This window comes from Brevibacillus sp. FSL K6-2834 (assembly GCF_038592925.1).
GTDB lineage: Bacteria > Bacillota > Bacilli > Brevibacillales > Brevibacillaceae > Brevibacillus > Brevibacillus borstelensis.
In genome coordinates this window covers 2,292,619-2,309,672 of sequence record NZ_CP151945.1, presented here as the reverse complement: position 1 = coordinate 2,309,672, position 17,054 = coordinate 2,292,619, and the positions used below count along the sequence as shown (strand labels likewise).

Annotated in this window: 19 protein-coding genes; 9 read left to right on the top strand and 10 right to left on the bottom strand. The window is 51.2% G+C overall.

The genetic code is table 11. The features are described 5' to 3' along the window. Positions 1-99 precede the first annotated feature (99 nt). Positions 100-1,512: an amino acid permease gene (locus NST96_RS11390; protein WP_003387341.1), complete on the top strand. Its 1,413-nt coding sequence runs from the start codon at positions 100-102 to the stop codon at positions 1,510-1,512. A gap of 80 nt (positions 1,513-1,592) precedes the next feature. Here NST96_RS11390 and ltrA read toward each other — a convergent pair whose 3' ends face one another. Together ltrA and NST96_RS11380 are read right to left on the bottom strand one after the other, a co-directional pair. Beyond that, a complete protein-coding gene (ltrA, locus tag NST96_RS11385) occupies positions 1,593-2,858 on the bottom strand; it encodes a group II intron reverse transcriptase/maturase (protein WP_024985202.1) in 1,266 nt (421 codons plus the stop codon). A gap of 804 nt (positions 2,859-3,662) precedes the next feature. Further along, positions 3,663-4,886 (bottom strand): MFS transporter, encoded by a 1,224-nt coding sequence (locus NST96_RS11380; protein WP_003387343.1) that lies wholly within the window; start codon positions 4,884-4,886, stop codon positions 3,663-3,665. A 132-nt stretch (positions 4,887-5,018) separates the two neighbouring features. Here NST96_RS11380 and NST96_RS11375 point away from each other — a divergent pair, with 132 nt between their 5' ends. Next, on the top strand, positions 5,019-5,900 hold the full coding sequence (locus tag NST96_RS11375) for a LysR family transcriptional regulator (protein WP_003387345.1): 882 nt from the start codon (positions 5,019-5,021) through the stop codon (positions 5,898-5,900). 17 nt (positions 5,901-5,917) lie between these two features. Here the strand turns inward: NST96_RS11375 and NST96_RS11370 are convergent, their stop codons facing one another. Next, the gene (locus NST96_RS11370; protein WP_172920703.1) at positions 5,918-6,583 is read right to left on the bottom strand and encodes a phosphatase PAP2 family protein; all 666 of its coding nucleotides are present in this window, start codon (positions 6,581-6,583) and stop codon (positions 5,918-5,920) included. Further along, a complete protein-coding gene (locus tag NST96_RS11365) occupies positions 6,580-7,035 on the bottom strand; it encodes a DUF188 domain-containing protein (RefSeq protein WP_003387348.1) in 456 nt (151 codons plus the stop codon). The genes NST96_RS11370 and NST96_RS11365 overlap by 4 nt, the downstream gene beginning before the upstream one ends. 76 nt (positions 7,036-7,111) lie before the next feature. Here NST96_RS11365 and NST96_RS11360 point away from each other — a divergent pair, with 76 nt between their 5' ends. The 3 genes from NST96_RS11360 to NST96_RS11350 all read left to right on the top strand — a co-directional run bounded on the left by NST96_RS11360 (position 7,112) and on the right by NST96_RS11350 (position 9,169). Next, entirely contained in the window at positions 7,112-7,426 is a 315-nt protein-coding gene (locus NST96_RS11360) for a hypothetical protein (RefSeq protein ID WP_003387349.1), read from the top strand. Between the two features lie 383 nt (positions 7,427-7,809). Continuing rightward, positions 7,810-8,604: a transposase gene (locus NST96_RS11355; protein ID WP_251873633.1), complete on the top strand. Its 795-nt coding sequence runs from the start codon at positions 7,810-7,812 to the stop codon at positions 8,602-8,604. Between the two features lies 1 nt (position 8,605). Beyond that, the gene (locus NST96_RS11350; protein WP_171506468.1) at positions 8,606-9,169 is read left to right on the top strand and encodes a transposase; all 564 of its coding nucleotides are present in this window, start codon (positions 8,606-8,608) and stop codon (positions 9,167-9,169) included. Between the two features lie 32 nt (positions 9,170-9,201). Here the strand turns inward: NST96_RS11350 and NST96_RS11345 are convergent, their stop codons facing one another. Then, positions 9,202-10,152, bottom strand: coding sequence for a S8 family peptidase (locus tag NST96_RS11345; RefSeq protein ID WP_003387350.1), 951 nt, complete (start codon positions 10,150-10,152; stop codon positions 9,202-9,204). A gap of 206 nt (positions 10,153-10,358) precedes the next feature. On the opposite strand from NST96_RS11345, the gene NST96_RS11340 reads away from it, so the two are divergent. Continuing rightward, the gene (locus tag NST96_RS11340) at positions 10,359-10,589 is read left to right on the top strand and encodes a stage VI sporulation protein F (RefSeq protein ID WP_003387351.1); all 231 of its coding nucleotides are present in this window, start codon (positions 10,359-10,361) and stop codon (positions 10,587-10,589) included. 76 nt (positions 10,590-10,665) lie between these two features. Here the strand turns inward: NST96_RS11340 and yjcZ are convergent, their stop codons facing one another. The 4 genes from yjcZ to rnz form a co-directional block, all read right to left on the bottom strand. Beyond that, on the bottom strand, positions 10,666-10,767 hold the full coding sequence (gene yjcZ, locus NST96_RS11335; protein WP_122957726.1) for a sporulation protein YjcZ: 102 nt from the start codon (positions 10,765-10,767) through the stop codon (positions 10,666-10,668). 123 nt (positions 10,768-10,890) lie between these two features. Beyond that, positions 10,891-11,532 carry a YitT family protein gene (locus NST96_RS11330; protein ID WP_003387352.1) on the bottom strand — a complete coding sequence of 214 codons (642 nt, stop codon included), beginning with the start codon at positions 11,530-11,532 and terminating at the stop codon, positions 10,891-10,893. Between the two features lie 77 nt (positions 11,533-11,609). Further along, positions 11,610-11,843 (bottom strand): hypothetical protein, encoded by a 234-nt coding sequence (locus NST96_RS11325; protein WP_003387353.1) that lies wholly within the window; start codon positions 11,841-11,843, stop codon positions 11,610-11,612. A gap of 24 nt (positions 11,844-11,867) precedes the next feature. Next, positions 11,868-12,845: a ribonuclease Z gene (gene rnz, locus NST96_RS11320; protein ID WP_003387354.1), complete on the bottom strand. Its 978-nt coding sequence runs from the start codon at positions 12,843-12,845 to the stop codon at positions 11,868-11,870. Between the two features lie 283 nt (positions 12,846-13,128). On the opposite strand from rnz, the gene NST96_RS11315 reads away from it, so the two are divergent. Genes NST96_RS11315 through NST96_RS11305 form a run of 3 tightly spaced genes read left to right on the top strand, consistent with a single transcriptional unit; the run spans position 13,129 to position 15,717 of the window. After that, entirely contained in the window at positions 13,129-14,121 is a 993-nt protein-coding gene (locus NST96_RS11315) for an ABC transporter substrate-binding protein (RefSeq protein ID WP_003387355.1), read from the top strand. Between the two features lie 5 nt (positions 14,122-14,126). Further along, positions 14,127-14,930 (top strand): ABC transporter ATP-binding protein, encoded by an 804-nt coding sequence (locus NST96_RS11310; protein ID WP_003387357.1) that lies wholly within the window; start codon positions 14,127-14,129, stop codon positions 14,928-14,930. Further along, the gene (locus NST96_RS11305; RefSeq protein WP_003387359.1) at positions 14,911-15,717 is read left to right on the top strand and encodes an ABC transporter permease subunit; all 807 of its coding nucleotides are present in this window, start codon (positions 14,911-14,913) and stop codon (positions 15,715-15,717) included. The genes NST96_RS11310 and NST96_RS11305 overlap by 20 nt, the downstream gene beginning before the upstream one ends. A 304-nt stretch (positions 15,718-16,021) precedes the next feature. On the opposite strand, the gene NST96_RS11300 is transcribed toward NST96_RS11305, so the two are convergent. Continuing rightward, positions 16,022-16,981, bottom strand: coding sequence for a tetratricopeptide repeat protein (locus NST96_RS11300; protein WP_172920663.1), 960 nt, complete (start codon positions 16,979-16,981; stop codon positions 16,022-16,024). Positions 16,982-17,054: the final 73 nt, after the last annotated feature.

Sequence of the window (17,054 nt, the reverse complement as noted above, 5' to 3'; positions counted from 1 at the left end):
AACCGTTCCACAATTCCGACTTTGGCACACCATTTGCATAGGGAATATACACACAGTTTATGATCACAAGTTGTGCATTCACGTTAAGGAGAGGGTTACATGGCATCTACGAACGATCAACAACACAAATTAAAGCGGTCCATGAACAGTCGCCATCTCTTCATGATCTCTCTCGGCGGAGTAATCGGAACCGGTTTGTTTCTTGGCTCGGGTTATACGATCGGGCAGGCAGGTCCGATCGGCACGATTATCTCTTATTTGGTCGGCGGTTTCATCATGTATCTGACCATGCTCTGTCTTGGCGAGCTCTCAGTCGCCATGCCTGTAGCCGGTTCGTTTCAAACGTACATGACGAAGTTTGTGAGCCCGTCGCTGGGATTCGCTGTCGGCTGGCTGTATTGGTTTGGGTGGGCGGTTACGGTGGCTCTTGAGCTCTTGTCCTCGGGGCTCATGATGCAGCGCTGGTTTCCGGAGTCCCCGGTATGGCTGTGGTGTGCCATTTTTGGTGTCGTTCTGTTTCTTCTGAATGCGCTTTCCGCGCGAGCATTCGGAGAAAGCGAGTTCTGGTTTTCGAGTATTAAAGTAAGCGCTATCATCCTGTTCATCATTCTTGGCGGCGCAGCGATGTTCGGTCTGATCGAGATGAAAAACGGCCAGCCCGCCCCCATGTTTTCAAACTACGTGAACAGTCCGCTGTTGCCAAACGGAATTACCGGCTTGCTTTTGACCATGATTACCGTCAACTTTTCCTTCCAGGGAACAGAGCTGATCGGGATTGCTGCAGGAGAGAGCAAAGATCCGGAGAAAACCATTCCCAAATCCATTCGCACAACGGTCTGGAGAACTTTGGTCTTCTTCGTTCTCGCTATCTTCATCCTGGCCGGCTTGATCCCTTACCAGCAGGCTGGTGTTGTTGAAAGTCCATTCGTAGCTGTATTTGATAGCATCGGCATTCCTTACGCCGCCGACATCATGAACTTCGTTGTGCTCACAGCCCTTTTGTCCGTTGCCAACTCAGGACTTTATGCCGCCACGCGGATGCTCTACTCTCTCTCCCACAGCGGCATGGCGAGCAAAAAGCTGGGCATGACAAACCGCAAAGGCATTCCGATGAACGCGCTTTTGATCACCTTTGCCATTTCTCTGCTCTCTCTGCTGTCTGGTTTCTTTGCAGAAGAGACCGTCTTTATGGTGCTGCTCTCGGTTGCCGGACTGGGTGCGCAGGTCGGCTGGATTTCGCTCTCCGCTTCCCAGCTCGCTTTCCGCCGTCAATACCTGAGAAATGGCGGGAAACTGGAAGATTTGAAATTCAAGACTCCTCTGTATCCGTTCTTGCCATTGCTCGCCCTCGTGCTGAACATTGCCGTTCTGGTCAGTCTCGCATTCGACCCGAGTCAGCGGATTGCCCTTTATGGAGGGGTGCCGTTCGTGCTCATCGCAATTCTGATTTATCAGCTGTACTTTAAAAATAAATCCGGAAACTCATCGGAACCGAATGGAAATGCGGCCTGATCGTCCGGAAATCGAGTAGGAGGGGGCGACTAACCCCCGTCCTCTCACACCACCGTACGTACCGTTCGGTATACGGCGGTTCACCAAGCTTGACGAATTTGAGAATATCGTTGCACTAAGCTTTTCAGCCCTTGTTGTTGCCAGTAGGCAATGCCGAGGGCTTTGTGTATATGCGGAGACTTTGTGGTACGCCATGCACCCTTGCGGGTATTTGCAATTTCAATGGCTTTTACGTGAGATATGCCAAGAGAACGAAGTTCTCGATATCTGGTTCTCACGCGTTTCCACTGCATCCACAAACAAAGACGGAGCCTGCGCCTTGTCCATTCCTCAATGGATTGTAGAATGCCCTTCGCGTCTGCAAGGGCGAAATATCCAATCCAGCCCATGAGGTACTGATTTATTCTTTCAATCCGCTTCTCCATCGAGATGCTCCACACCGGATTCGTGATCGTGCGGATTTTCTCTTTTAGCTTGAGGAGGGATTTGGGGTGGATGCGAATCCTTGTCTGTTTTGCAAAGGTAAAACTAAAGCCCAAGAATTTTCGTTTCCATGGTCGGTCTATCGCGCTTTTCTCCTCATTTACTTTTAGCCTTAGTACCTTCTCCAAGTGGTTTTGAATACTCTTCTTTACTCGTTCCCCTGCCCGTTTTGTTTTCACGTAGATATTACAATCGTCTGCGTAGCGGCAGAAACGGTGGCCTCTCTTTTCGAGTTCCTTGTCCAAATCATCAAGTAGGATATTTGCCAAAAGTGGGCTTAACGGCCCACCTTGCGGTGTTCCTTCACTTGATGTTGTACAGACGCCATTTATCATGATCCCCGCATTCAAGTAGGAACGAATCAGTCTTAAAATTCTCTTGTCCTGAACTTTTCGAGCCACACGGCTCATTAGAATATCATGATTTACGCGATCAAAGAATTTCTCTAGATCGATGTCCACCACGAAACGATATCCTTCGGAGATATACGCTTGCGCTTTCCTTACTGCCATGTGAGCGCTACGTTTTGGACGGAACCCATAGCTAGATTCCGAGAAGGTGGGGTCGAAGATCGGCGTTAACACTTGGAGGATGGCCTGCTGAATAAAGCGGTCTACCACGGTGGGAATGCCTAATAACCTTACACCACCGTCAGGTTTCGGGATTTCGACTCTGCGAACAGGTGAAGGTCTATAGGTTCCCCTTTCCATCTTCTCGCGGATGGCTTGCCAGTGTTCACGTAGATAATCGCGTAGTTGTTCGGTTGAAACACCATCGACTCCACCGACACCTTTGTTTTCCTCCACTCGTTGGAGTGCCATCCGTAAGTTTTCCCGTGATAAGACTTTTTCCAGCAAATCCATAATGATGTTCCTTCCTTCGCACATGCGGACTCCGTGCTTGCTGTACGATACTCAGCCCTCTTTTGTACCCTCGGGGCTTCACCCCTGCTCTTCAAAAGTAGTTCCTTGACAGAATTCTGCTTCGACGTACCGTATCAAAAGACATGGATCGCATGCTGGCTTGATGTTCGGCCCTTCCCCATTCAAGCGTCCTCTACTCGGGTACTATGGCCTCTGCTGACTTCTGCATGTTCAGCGTCTCCTTACGGAGACGGTTACCAACAGTTGAAGGCGTTTCATGCAGACCTCCCCAGGTAAGAACGATAACTTTCATCCCATGTACCTGCCCAAGTTTACTACTGTATCCCTTGGCTGTATGGGGCTTTGTCTTGTTTGGCAGACTCGCCCGGATACAACAGCCTCAAATTGGGTTCGTGTACCTCAGGTCGGGATTTTGCCGCCGGCTTCCTTCAGATTCGACCTCGCGGTCGACACCCTTGCCTTGAGCTAACGGTTGGTACAGCCAACCCCCGTTCGGGACTTTCACCCTATAGCTATCGCCCATGCTGGGCGCACCAAAAAGAAAAGCTTGCGGCCACCCACAGCCGCAAGCTTTTCGTCATTTACGTTTACATCGACAAACGAACGATTTCAGTTATGACCACCATGGCAAAGACGGCAAACCCAAGGGAACTGGCTACCAGCAGCATGCGTTTAACCTTATTCATGTCTTCCATTTGCGATTCCCTCCATTTCTCTATTGCCAACCATCTCTACCGTTATATACGAATGGCAAATGGAAAATGTTTCAACTTCTATACAATTTTATGAACGTGCCACTTTTGTACAGCTCTTTCCGCTTTCGTCCGTCTGTACGGCATGTTCCATCCGGTACATTTGCCAAGCGACTCCGATGCCGACCACCAGACAAATCGTCCACGGCAGCCATGGGGCTCCCAACTGGCGGGAAGTATCATATACCCAGCCCCCGAGAAGCTGCCCGAAAGACCCGCCAATTGCGAGGGCATATCCGTTAAATCCATAGTAGGCGCCGACATGCTCCCGAGGCGCCAAGCGAGGAACCACTTCCACCAGGTTAGGTACGGCGATCATGGTACCTAGCGCGTACAGAAAGGCATTGATGATTAACATCCATAGGTTATCAGCAAAGGCGAGCAAAAACAACCCGGCACCCATTACCAGTGTCCCGATGCCGATCAGCGTAAAGCGCTGCGTATACCCTTCGAGCCACTTCGTCACCTTCATCTGCAGCAAAATGACGGAAAGAGAAATCGCGGACAGCACGATCCCTACATCGGCCTTTTGATGTGTCACATCCTCCACCAATTGCGGGATGGTGAGAAACAACTGCATATTCAAATAGTAATACCCCATCAGGATCATGGTGTAGCGCACGAAACGGCTATCCTTGATGACGTGGGACATACTGCTCCAGATGCTGTGAGTCGTATTTTTCGCGGCGATCGGCTGCAGGAAAAACAGCACGAGCAGCCCGTTTGCGGCAAACATCCCGCCGGCAAACAGCGACAAATACGTAAAGTCAACGGTAGCCAACGCCGTACCGACAATTTGCGACCCGACGATCCCGATATTGGTCAATACGTTTCGCAGCGAAAATACTTCTTTGCGAATCGATTCTGGCGTAAGGACTGCAAAGGCGGCAGAACCTGCAGGATCAAACAAAGAGCCTCCCAGCCCCGACAAAATCGCTGCGACAAAAAAATGCCACGTTTCCGTACAGAACGCAAACATGGCAAAGCCGATGGCCCGTATCCACAGTCCCAGTACCATGGTTCCCTTGTAGCCGAATTTATCGGCTACGACCCCGCCCAAAAAGGCAAAGCCCTGTTGCGAAAATTGCCGTACACTCAGCACCAGTCCAGCCATGGCAACCGTCCAGCCGATGCTGCCCGTCAGATGCAGAGTCAGGTAAGGAATCAACGCATAAAAGCCCAGATTCATCATGAAAGAAGTTCCCAGCAGCAGCTTGACGGAGACCGGGGTTTCTCTCCATATCTCCCGATTCATTTCAACCACTCACTCTCCTGTTTTCCGGTCCAGCAAATAAAGATACCTTCAGCTTACAAAGCAAGGTATAATTTGAGAAACGATTCTTTTTGTATAGAGTTATCAATTCTCTAGATAAGAGGGAAGAAGTGAATGGATTTTGAACAACTGCGGGCTTTTTATACACTCGCCCAAACCAAGAACTTTACCAAGGCTGCCGAAATGCTGCATCTGGTCCAGTCCACGGTAACGATGCGCATCAAGCAATTGGAAGAAAAAGTAGGCAAACCTCTGTTTACGAGGGACAAGAGAAGCGTCGAGATCACTCAGGCCGGCCTTACCTTGCTCCCCTATGCCGAACGCATTCTCAAGCTGGCAAATGAAGCGTTGAGCGAAGTAGCTTCTCTGCAGCCCTATGAAGACTACCTTTCCATCGGCAGCCTGAATGCCATCTGGACATCGACCCTGGAACCGATCTTGAAGGAGTACCACTATCGCTATCCGCAAATTGCCATCAGCACCAAAACCGGGCACTCCTCCGATGTCATCCAATATTTGCTTGATAACATGATCCAGATCGGCATTGTCTATATCCCGCCTTCCCTGCCCAATTTCGAGGTGATCCCCACATGGGAAGACGAGATCGTTCTCGTCTGCAAGGCTGGCGACTCTGTGACGGCGGCGACTCACATAGACGCCCGGGAGCTTCGGAATTTGCCGCTCTTGTACGTCAACTGGGGCCCTCCGTTTGACGAATGGATTCGTCAGACTCTGCCTCGCAACTACGTCCCCAAATTGCATGTGGACAAAGCGGAGCTGGCGATCGATCTGGTCAAGGAAGGTCTTGGCGTCAGTCTGCTTACCCGTTCTACGGTGAAAGCCGACCTCGCTGCCGGGACGCTCAAGGAAATGGTGATTGTCGGCAGCAAGCCGCCGAAGCGCTCGGCATACATCGTGCTGCCAAAGGACAAAAAAAACAAGCCCAGCGTGGAAAAATGGCTGAGCCTGATGAAAGAATTCGGCTATTCCATTTAAGCAAGTCTCTCGGAAGCTCACTTTTGCGAGGAGGCAAACGTCGGGTAGTACGATGCTTTGCCCGCCTCTCCCCATTTTGCACGTGCAAATCGGAACAAAAAGTACCAGCCTGCCGCGAAACAAGCACCGGTCGTCACATCGCTCGGAAAATGAACTCCCAGATAGACACGACTTGCAATAATGGCGACAATCAACAGATAAAGCAGCGGCGCTGCCCATTTGGCCCAACTCCGAGGGATCATAAGCGGCAGCAGCGACGCCAGGATCGCATAATAAACCGAACTGACCATGGCATGGGCACTGGGAAAGGAATACGAATCCGGTCTGGCAATCAGATTATGTCCGACTGGACGTTCCCTCGCAAACGAATTTTTCATCCCCTCATTCATACAGGCCGCCCCCAGCATGACAATCGCCACGATGACCGCTTCACGGCGGTAGCCTCTCCAGTACAGCCACAGGACGAGAAGTCCGCTAAGCGCGACGATCGCCTTGGTCCCTCCCAAACCCGTCAACACTGTCAGCACTATCGTCAGCTCATCAGAGCGCGCCTCCTTTGCCAATGCGAAACCTGCCTGGTCAAACGCTCCGAAACCATCCTGGAAATAAACGGAGACAAGAGCAGCTGCAATAAGAAAAAAGACGGCTGCGCCCCACAAATATTTTGAACTGTTCTGTTTCATCCAATCTCCCCCCCATCGTCCATCAGCGCTCTCAGCGCTTCCGCAAAACGCTCGTCATCCTGGGCGCTTCTGGCGGCTGGACCTCTTGTACGCCCGCCGCCTCTGCGATACCGGGCTTTTTCATTGCGCTCTTCCAGGTGGAAGGCAATTCGCTCTGAATGAAATATTGTTCCATGCGGTGAAACCGCCTTTGCGCGCTTTCCCAAAATCAATGCGGCAAGGCCGATATCTTGCGTGACTACGATGTCTCCTCGCTCTGCTTCATTGGCCAGTTTCATATCAACGGCTTGTGGTCCGGCATCGACTGTGACGTGATCGGCACCGGTCAATTGATGATTGAAGCTGGCAAAGGTGATGCATCGCCAGCCCCTTTCCGCACATAGCGTTCTGGCTATAGCCAAGGCTTGACGGGGACAAGCGTCGGCATCGATCAGCACCCGCTTTTCTTTCATATGCCTGCACCTCTTTTCACACTTTCCCCCCTTCTCCTTTTTTGATACGATGGACGTGAGAGGAGTGAATGTACCTTTGCGTTACGAATTTGTCTACGATGAACGGATGGGTATTCGTCTTCCCGCCCTTCAGCACGACTGGGAAGAGTATTCGCCAGGTGAAAGGGCAGACATCCTGATGGAGTGGGAAGAAATCCGTTCCACGATCCCAGATCGCATCATCAAGCTGGAAGCGATGATCATAGAAAAACAGACACAGTTGGATGTCGAAGAGGATTTCCCCCGCTCCTGTCAGCTGAACTCGGAAATCCACGAAATAGCGAGTATCATTAACGATCTTAATATATGGTTCCGCGTACAGCAAGACTACGACACCAAGATTCATGGGTAAATCCGGGCGGGCACACAAAGAAACCGGGCTGCATCCGTACTCTATGCGACCCGGTTTCTTTTTTTTTCTACGACTGACCAATTAACTAACAAGGATTTCCAAGACCTCTGTCGAAGTTAGTCATTAGCCTATTTGACGGAGGTCTTCTCATGCCTTTACCCAAGAATCGTGTCATTCCTGAAAAGAAAATATACTTTCGGCCAGAGATACAGCATTGCCCGCACTGTGGCACGAAACTCAGGCGACATCATACCGCATGGAAAAAGAATGTCATCACACTTGCCGGTGTTATCCAAGCTTGGAGTATGGCTTATGCTTGCAGCAACGCAGATTGCTCATACCCCAGAACCTATTACAAATCCGCTGAAGCTGAGCTTCTCAGCATGAAACACACTTCCTACGGTTTTGACGTGCTAGCGTTGGTTGGTCAGCTTCGGTTTAAGCAACATATGACAATCGGCGAAATTACGGAAACGTTGAATCAGCGCGGGGTAACCACGTCAGAACGCAATTCTCAGCGGTTGTACGAACGTTATCTTACCTTGCTCCGCGCTAGCGTGACGGATCACGTCAAGCAAGCACTCAAGCAAGTTGTTCAGGACCGTGGCGGTATCATGATTTCCATGGACGGTGTTCAGCCCGAGAAAGGCAATGAGACGCTCTATGTCATACGAGAAGTATTCAGCGGAACGATCCTGTCTGCACAAAATCTAAAGAGTAGCTCCGCAGAAGAACTTAAGAAACTCATCCTGCCTGTTATCGAACTGGGATTTCCCATCATCGGGATCGTTACGGATGGTCAACAATCCATCCGAATGGCCATGGAATCGTTACTGCCGGACGTGCCGTACCAATACTGCCAATACCACTATCTAAAGGACATTGCAAAGCCTGTTGTCGATTTAGACCGCAAGCTCAAGACAGGAATCAAGAAGAGCCTCCGTGGTATTCGCGAAGTCGAGAAGCGAATCGAAAACGATGCCTCTACAGAAGCAGAGGTGGCAAAAGATTACGTGGCGGCCATTCGTTCTGTGCTCCTCGAAGACGGCAATCCCCCACTCGATCTACCGGGCATACGTGTTTATGAAAATGCTAGAGCCATTCAGGCTTCCCTCGAACGATGCCTGAGTAAAAAAGGGGCCCTCTCTGCTCAAAAACCTAATCAGAATTTTCGATAAATTGGATGATTTTGAAGAGCAATATGCTACCGTGATGCGCTGGTCCAAACCGATTCACCACGTTGCCGGGATCTTGAATCCAAGCATAGATAAACGAAGTGAAACGGTTCGATTTCATATGCAGCATCTGTTAGATTGGGTTGAACAGACGTACACCAGCAAAGACGACTTGCCAATGGTTGCAAATCTGAAAAGCTACTCCCGAGGGTTTTGGAAAGGCCTGTTTACGTGTTACGACCATCCGCATGTCCCACGAACGAACAACGACCATGAGCGTTTCTTCCGCCAGACGAAGACCCGGCATCGACGGATGACGGGTCTGAGAAGTTGGAACGAATATATCCTCCGAAGTGGTGAAATGGTCGTATTTGTCGATGACGCACTTCACCAGAGTAATGTGTTAAGTAGACTTCAGTCTGTAAACTACCTTGATTTTAAAAATGAACGCCTGCGTTGGTCTGCTCGTTTGAGTGAAGCTACCAAACGCAGACGATTCCGAACGAATCCAAGTGTGTACCTGGAACAGGCCGAAAATGCTTACTGTATGTTAATTGGTCAGTCGTAGTTTTTTTTGCTGTCACGTTTTCAAAAATCCCCTTAGCTGCCTGCCGCCTGCACCCTGCTTTTTTTCTTGCGGGCGAGCTTTAACGCAAGCATGCCGGTGACATGCGGTGCAGCCATCGAGGTCCCGTTCAGTGTACGGAAGCTGTCCCCCGGCCATGTCGACAAGATTTCCACGCCTGGCGCCTTCATGTTCATCCCTTTTCCCCGTGCACTGAAGTCTGCCAGATTGCCGTTTCGGTCAATCGCACCTACTCCAATCACTCCAGGGTACCTGGCCGGGTACTCCACCTCTCCTCCGTTGTTCCCGGCAGAAGCGACCATGACAATCCCCCGCTTCGATGCCTTCTTGACCATCCGGGCCAATGCTTCGCTGTACTGTCCCATTCCAAAACTCATATTGACAATATCCATCTCGTTTTCAATCGACCAGTTCAAGGCTCTGATAATATCGGATAATGAAGCCGTTCCATCCTCGCGAAAGGCTTTCACGTCATACAGGTCCGCTTCCGGAGAAACCCCGACGATCCCTGTATGGTTCATCTCCGCCACAATGATACCCGCTACATGGGTACCATGGCCGTTCCGCTTTCCTCCCACCAGATTGACGCCGCCCTTGACCCGATCCTTTAATTCAAAATGGTCCCGGGCGATGCCTGTATCAATTACAGCAATCTTGACTCCATTTCCCCTGCCCTTTCTCCACATGCGTTCGGCACCGATGTACTTGACTCCCCATGGCACTTCGTCTTCACCGTGCGCCTCGTCTTCTGCGTGCACGGTGACTGTGGCATTCTCTTCAACATGGGGATTGTATTTGCGGAACTCTTCCTCAAACAGCTCGAACATATCCTGCCTGACGCAAAGACAGGACAAATCATGATAGCAGTTCCACGGCTGTTTTACTGAGAGGCGGGACACCCTCTCCTGCAACTCGGACAAAATCTTGGGGAACGGCTGCTTTGGATGAAAAGAGATGATTTTCAACCCACTTTTTCCTCCTATCGTGACAAATGTCTGCATCATCTTATGTATTCGCGGAGTGGGTGGGTTGGGTATATACACAGACGAAAAAAATTGGGCGTCCATGTATCCGCTTTTGTCCATACATCTTTGTCTTGGCTGCCATATGACTGCAAATGGGGCGGTTTTGCCTTCTAGCAGACAAATGGGAAAGGGAGTGACGAAACCCGATGGCCAAAACAAAAGATTTGTTGAAGAAATTGAATAAAAAAAGCAAGAAGAAACTGAGCATGAGCGACGTCAAGTCACTGGCAAAAGGGTACAAAAAGAAAGATTTCAAGGATGACAAAAAGCTGAAGAAACTGATTAAAAAAGTAAGCAAAGCGGTGGGCATCAAGCTGTCAGACAAACAGATTTCCAAAGTCCGCAAGCAGGTAAAGGAACGGTTGCCAGGTCTCTAGGAAAAAGGAATCCAAAAAGGAGAGCATGAGCTGCTCTCCTTTTTGGTTCTGACCCGAACCGAATGTTCCCTGTCCGTTAGTCGTCGCACGAACAACCGACAATAGCCAGCAACACGAAGAGGACAAGAACCAAAGAGAAATCGTCAAAGTTGCCTTTGAACAGACTCAATCCATTCACCCTCCTTTGTCGACAAACTACTCATATGGTATGTACATAACAAAAAACGTGATTGGACTATTGCCCAATCACGTTACCCGCATATCCCTCATCTTTTGACAGTTGTGCGTATTCTCTCTTGGTCTAGCTTGCCTTGCGGTGCAGCGGCTCTGCCATACCATATGGCTTTTGCATCACCTGCTGCCAGAACGGAATCGTCCGTTGAATCAGCGGTCCCGTCAGTACAGCCACGAGAACGGTCCCTACCGATACCGGTCCACCGAGAGCAGCTCCCGCCAGCAGAACGCTCACTTCGATAATCAACCGGACTCTTTGGATACTCCATCCCATCCGTTCATTCATCGCCAGCATGAAGCTGTCCCGTGGTCCTGCTCCCAGCCGCGGCGAAAGGTACATCCCGATCCCTACGGCTGACACCAGGAGTCCGGTCAGCAGCATCAAGACACGCTGGACGATTCCTTCGACCTCAGGGATGATGTTCATCCACAGGAACATATCCAAAAAGAGTCCGAAGCAGATCATATTTAAAAACATGCCAAACGTCGGTTTGATTTTCGCCAATACAAACGACAGGAAAATGACAATGACACCGACGATTTGCGACCAGAGTCCGATGGTCAACCCAAATGTTTTTTGCAAACCGATGTGAAACACATCCCAGGGGGATACCCCCAGATTGGCTTTGATCATCAGTACGCATCCAAAAGCACCAATAAACAATCCAAGCACAAACATGGCGTAACGAACCACGATGGGGCCGCCCATCCGTATACCGGACACCTCAGCTCACCTTTCCTCTCCCGATATCTGCTTTCTTCGCGGGTCAGAAAATCCGTGATTCGCTATCCGCCATCCTGCCACCCGGCAATGACTTCGTGAAAGACGCCGTCCTTTCGAAAATAAGCTTCAGCTTTTGGCCGGTCCAAATACATGCCGGCCTCTTCCAGCCTCTCGCCTGACAAGATAACCTGGCGCTGCTTGTTCTGATCGTCCCGGTACTCGACTACCAGCGACAGCTCCTGCTCTAGACAGTATTCCTTCAGCTCCTGTGCAGAAGCAAAGGTTACCCGTTTCATGGTTTCCCTTCTTTCTTGCGATGATCATTCATTATAGCAGGGTTTCTCCATTTCTCCCACTGTGTTTCTCTCCCGTTTTACGGAGAATGAGGCAAAATCGCTGGCAAGGGCCGTCTCGGGAAAGATCTCCTGGGCTTCTCTGAGCAGATCCTCCATCGTCAGATCGCCATCCTCATTTTCATACCGAGGACTGAAATGGGTCAGACACAGGCTCTTTACGCCAGCCTCCTTGGCAAGCTGAGCCACCTCACGGGCAGTCGAGTGACCGCTCCTCACCGCCAATTCCTTGTCCGCAAACGCATAGGTTGCTTCGTGTACGAGCAGGTCGGCATTCCTGGCCAGCTCCTTGACCGCTTCGCAGGGCTCCGTATCTCCACTGAACACAACTGCCCTGCCCTTTTGGGAAGGTCCGACAAAATCTTTTCCGTCGACGACTCGTCCATCCGGAAGCATGACCTGTTCTCCCCGTTTCAGAGCAGCGTACAGCGGCCCGGCCGGAATACCGGCTGCTTTCGCCCGCTCTACCAAAAAGGGACCCGGCTTTTCCTTTTCGTGAACAGCATAGGCATAGGCTGGCACCCGGTGCTGAACCTTCCTGCAGGCGACGGTAAAGTCCCCGTCCTCAAAAATCGTTCCCTCTTCGATGATCTTGATATGGAGCTGATAATGCAGATGCACGGGGCTAACATCCATCACGGCCTTGACATATCGCTCCACTCCTGGAGGACCGTACAGCTCTACCGACGCAGCACTGTCATTTCGCAACGAACGGCTGGCGAGCAGACCGATCAGCCCGTATAAATGGTCCCCGTGAAGGTGGGTAATAAAGATTTTCTCAAGCTGACTGAGCTTTAGCCGCGAGCGAAGGATTTGGTGCTGTGTTCCTTCCCCGCAGTCAAACAGCCACCATTTTGCGCTCTGGTCAAAACTGAGGGCGATTCCGCTTACATTTCTTCTGGTGGAAGGGGCACCCGAACCTGTACCTAAAAACGTCACTTGCATGTCTGTTCACGTTCTCCTTTATTCTCTTTTCTTTCGGTGCCTGTCCGCCTATTGGGCATTCACCCTTTTTTCTCTGGGCGCATACGTTATTAAAAACTTGGCATCGCCAGGTTTATTGGCGGAGCTTCGCTGCGAAGCACAGGTTTTATCCATGCCGACGGTGCAACAGAGCTCTGTAGCCCAGCCGGCGACTTTACCCGATAGGTACCGTTGGCGTTGGTTCCTATCGAACCGTTGAAAATTTGTCAATCGTTCAGGTAACCACCTGACAGGAGGGTTGAGGATGAAGCGTTTACTTTCATTGGGTCTGGCTGCCTCCCTGGCACTGACCGCGATCATAAGCGGCTGCTCCGGGGGCACAGAAAAAATCCGAATCGGCGAAGTGACCCGTTCCCTGTTTTACGCGCCGCAATACGTTGCGCTCGAAAAGGGCTTCTTTAAAGAAGAGGGTCTCGAAGTAGAGCTGAGCACGACGTGGGGCGGAGACAAAACCATGACAGCGCTGCTATCGGACGGGATCGACGTGGCCCTGGTCGGCTCGGAAACGAGTATTTATGTCGCCCAGCAGGGTGCTCAAGATCCGGTGATAAATTTTGCGCAGTTGACCCAGACCGACGGCACATTCCTGGTGTCGCGCAAGAAAATCGACAACTTTTCGTTTGACCAATTGAAGGGCAGCGTCTTCCTCGGCCAGCGCAAGGGTGGGATGCCTCAAATGGTCGGCGAGTATGTACTGAAAAAGAACAAGATTGATCCGCATGCGGATCTGGAGCTCATCCAAAATATCGAGTTTAAAAACGTCGCTTCTGCCTTTGCCTCCGGAACCGGCGAATTCGTGCAGTTGTTCGAGCCCGAAGCCTCGCAGTTTGAACTGAACGGGATCGGCCATGTCGTTGCATCGTTCGGCAAGGAGAGCGGCACTGTGCCGTACACGGTCTTTATGACAAAGCAAAGCTACCTCGACAAGCATCAAACCGCTATTCAAAAGTTTACCAATGCAATCTATAAAGGGCAACAATGGGTAGCGTCCCACTCTCCAAAAGAGATAGCTGAGGTAATCGCTCCCTACTTCCAGGACATCAAGCCGGAAATTCTGGAGAGCTCGATCAAGCGCTATCTGGAGCAAGGCTCCTTTGCGACAGATCCGATCCTGGACGAAACCGAATGGAATCAGCTTCAGGACATTATGGACTCAGCAGGTGAATTGAAGCAGCGTATGGATTACGCCAAGCTCGTCAATACCACCTTTGCCAAAACCGCTAAAGAAGGGAAGTAAAAAACATGAACCAGCTTCTTTCTACGCCGGCCAAGATTGAGCTACGCCACGTCACGCATCTCTACGTATCGACTTCCAGGGCGTTCATGGCGGTCAGGGACATCAACCTGCGCGTGGAGGAAGGCGAGTTCATCTGTCTGGTCGGCCCCAGTGGATGCGGAAAAACGACGCTGCTTTCGCTGATAGCCGGTCTGGAGAAGCCTACTGCCGGCAAGGTGCTGATCGAAGGCGCCAGCGTGCAGGGGACCTCTCGCCAGGTAGGATACATGCTGCAGCAGGATTATCTGTTCAACTGGCGGACGATCGAAGAAAACGTATTTCTCGGTCTGGACATTCAGGGAATCCGAAATAAAGAAACAGAGGATTACGCTCTGCATCTGCTGGCTGAGATGGAGCTGGCCGATGTGCGCCACTCTTACCCTGCACAGCTTTCCGGCGGCATGCGTCAACGGGTGGCGCTCGTGCGGACACTCGCCTGTCAGCCTGATATTCTGCTGCTTGACGAACCGTTCTCGGCACTCGACTACCAGACCAAGCTGAAGCTGGAGGACCTGATTTTTTCGGCCTTGCGCCGTCACAAAAAGACTGCCATCCTCGTGACACACGATCTGTCGGAGTCAATCGCGATGGGAGACCGTATCTACATCCTTGCCCGCAATCCCGGACGCATCAACAGTGAAGTCGCTGTCCCGGCAGAAATCCGCAGCGCACTTCCCTTTGATGCCCGCAACCTGCCTGGATTTCAGGACCTGTTCCATCAAGTCTGGAAAGAGATGGAGGTGGTCTCCGATGCAACCAAAGGAAATTGAAGCGATCCACCGGGATCACATCAAACAGAAAGCGAAAGAACGAAATCTGATTCTTTTAACCCAGTTGTCGATCTTCGTCGTTTTTGTCGGTGTCTGGGAGTGGCTGGCCCGCATCAATGCCATCAACGTGCTCATTTTCAGCTATCCCTCCAAGATGTGGGAGCTGTTTTGGGCACAACTGCTGGACGGCAGACTCCTTCCCCATATCGGAATGACCGTCTGGGAGACCGTCGTGGGCTTTCTCTTGGGGACGCTGCTGGGAACACTGCTGGCCACGCTCATCTGGTGGTCGCCATTCCTCTCCCGGGTACTCGACCCTTATCTGGTCGTGTTGAACAGCATGCCTAAAGTAGCGCTAGGCCCGGTGTTCATCGTCTTCCTCGGTCCCGGCCTGTTGTCCATTATCGCGATGGGCTGCGCGATCTCAGTGATTATCACGACCATCGTCATTTACACCAGCTTCAAGGAAGTCAACCAAAATTACGTCAAGGTCGTTCAAACGCTCGGAGGGAACAAGCGGCAGATTTTCCGCATGGTAATTCTCCCCTCGACCATCCCCGCCATCCTCTCAACCTTGAAGGTGAATGTCGGCCTCTCCTGGGTAGGGGTGATCGTCGGTGAATTTCTCGTCTCGAAAATGGGGCTCGGCTACTTGATTATTTACGGCTTCCAGGTATTCAATTTTACTCTGGTCATGGTGGCTCTCGCGATCATCGCAGTCGTCGCAACACTCATGTATCAAGGTGTCGCGCTTCTCGAGAGGAGACTCACCAGCCAGTTCAAATAGATGGCAGCAAAGCGGCGTTGCTTGCGAAAATCGCGGGCAGCGCCGTTTTTTACATGGGCAGAAGAAAAAGCGAGCGACTTCATCTCTGTTATAGGTAGTTTCTATAATAATTATGGTTTTAATAGAATTTACCTATCATAAAATCCAGATTATACTGATGCAAACAACAGATGGAAGGGGCCGTATATGTCGTCATTTGTATCCGTTTTTGGACCAATCATTTTTCCAATCATCCTGTTCATCGGCGTCGGCGCCGTGCCAACAGAAAGCGCCCGGCACAGGCACGGGCGCATTGTCTGCTTCTCTATCGCCAGAACTTCCACTTGCTCTTTTTTCCCGCTTCCTCTGGCTGTTCGCTCTGGCTGCTTTTCTTCATCGCCGCTTCCACCTCGTCAGCTCCGGGTATCCTCGCGATAAAGTGGTCGATCATCGGCTTGTACTGCTCAGATATGTGCTGCTGCATTTCGCGCAAGACGGCGATCGCTTTTTCCTTTTGGTCTGTGGACAGCAGTGCATTGGCATAGTTGAAGCCCGTAAACGGGTAGGCAATCTCCTCAGGCGACCAATACTCCTCGCAAATCTGAATCAGCTGGTACACGTACCCGGCTTGCCCCAGCTCTCCCGTTACCGTCATGATGACCTCTTCCTTTTCCGGTGCCCGCTGGATCGCTTCCTTGTACCACTGCATCGCCTTCAAAAGATTTTCCTCTGTCATCGCCAAACGGGCCATGTGAAGATGGGGACGCCAAGCCCCCTCTTTGGCCATAAGGGCTTCCAGGCGCTTGCGCAGCTCGTCCCGCTTGTTGAATTGCAAAAAGCTTTCCACGTACATATTCAAGCCGTTTTCCTGGTTCGGATCTTTGAACAGTCCCGCTTCCAGCGTCTCAAAGGCCCTTGCCTCCTCCCCTTCCAGGGCGTAGAGCTTGGCCAGATTGGTACAAGCCGTACCTGAAGACGGAAAACGCTCGAGACAGTCGAGCAGCATTTTCTTGGCCCGATCGTATTCCCCTGCCTGCATGTGCACGACAGCCCGAAAAATGAGCGCGGACTCAATCGGACCGTACAATTCCAGCAGCCGGTCAGCGGCAATGGCAGCCTGCACGGGAAACTTGTCGCGGACCAGCTCCATCGCAAAGTCACGCAGCTTTTCCTTGTCCTCCCAGTACTTGTCCAAATTTTGCGGAATCACTTTCTTTTGATAGTCCTCACGCGACATTTGCACAGTCTGGCCAAACTCATTCGTAAAGGTCACAAATTCTGACATGAAACAGCCTCTCTTTCTTTTGGTCAAAGGAGCTACAGGAGCATCTCCCCAAAAGAGAACGAACGATTTCCCG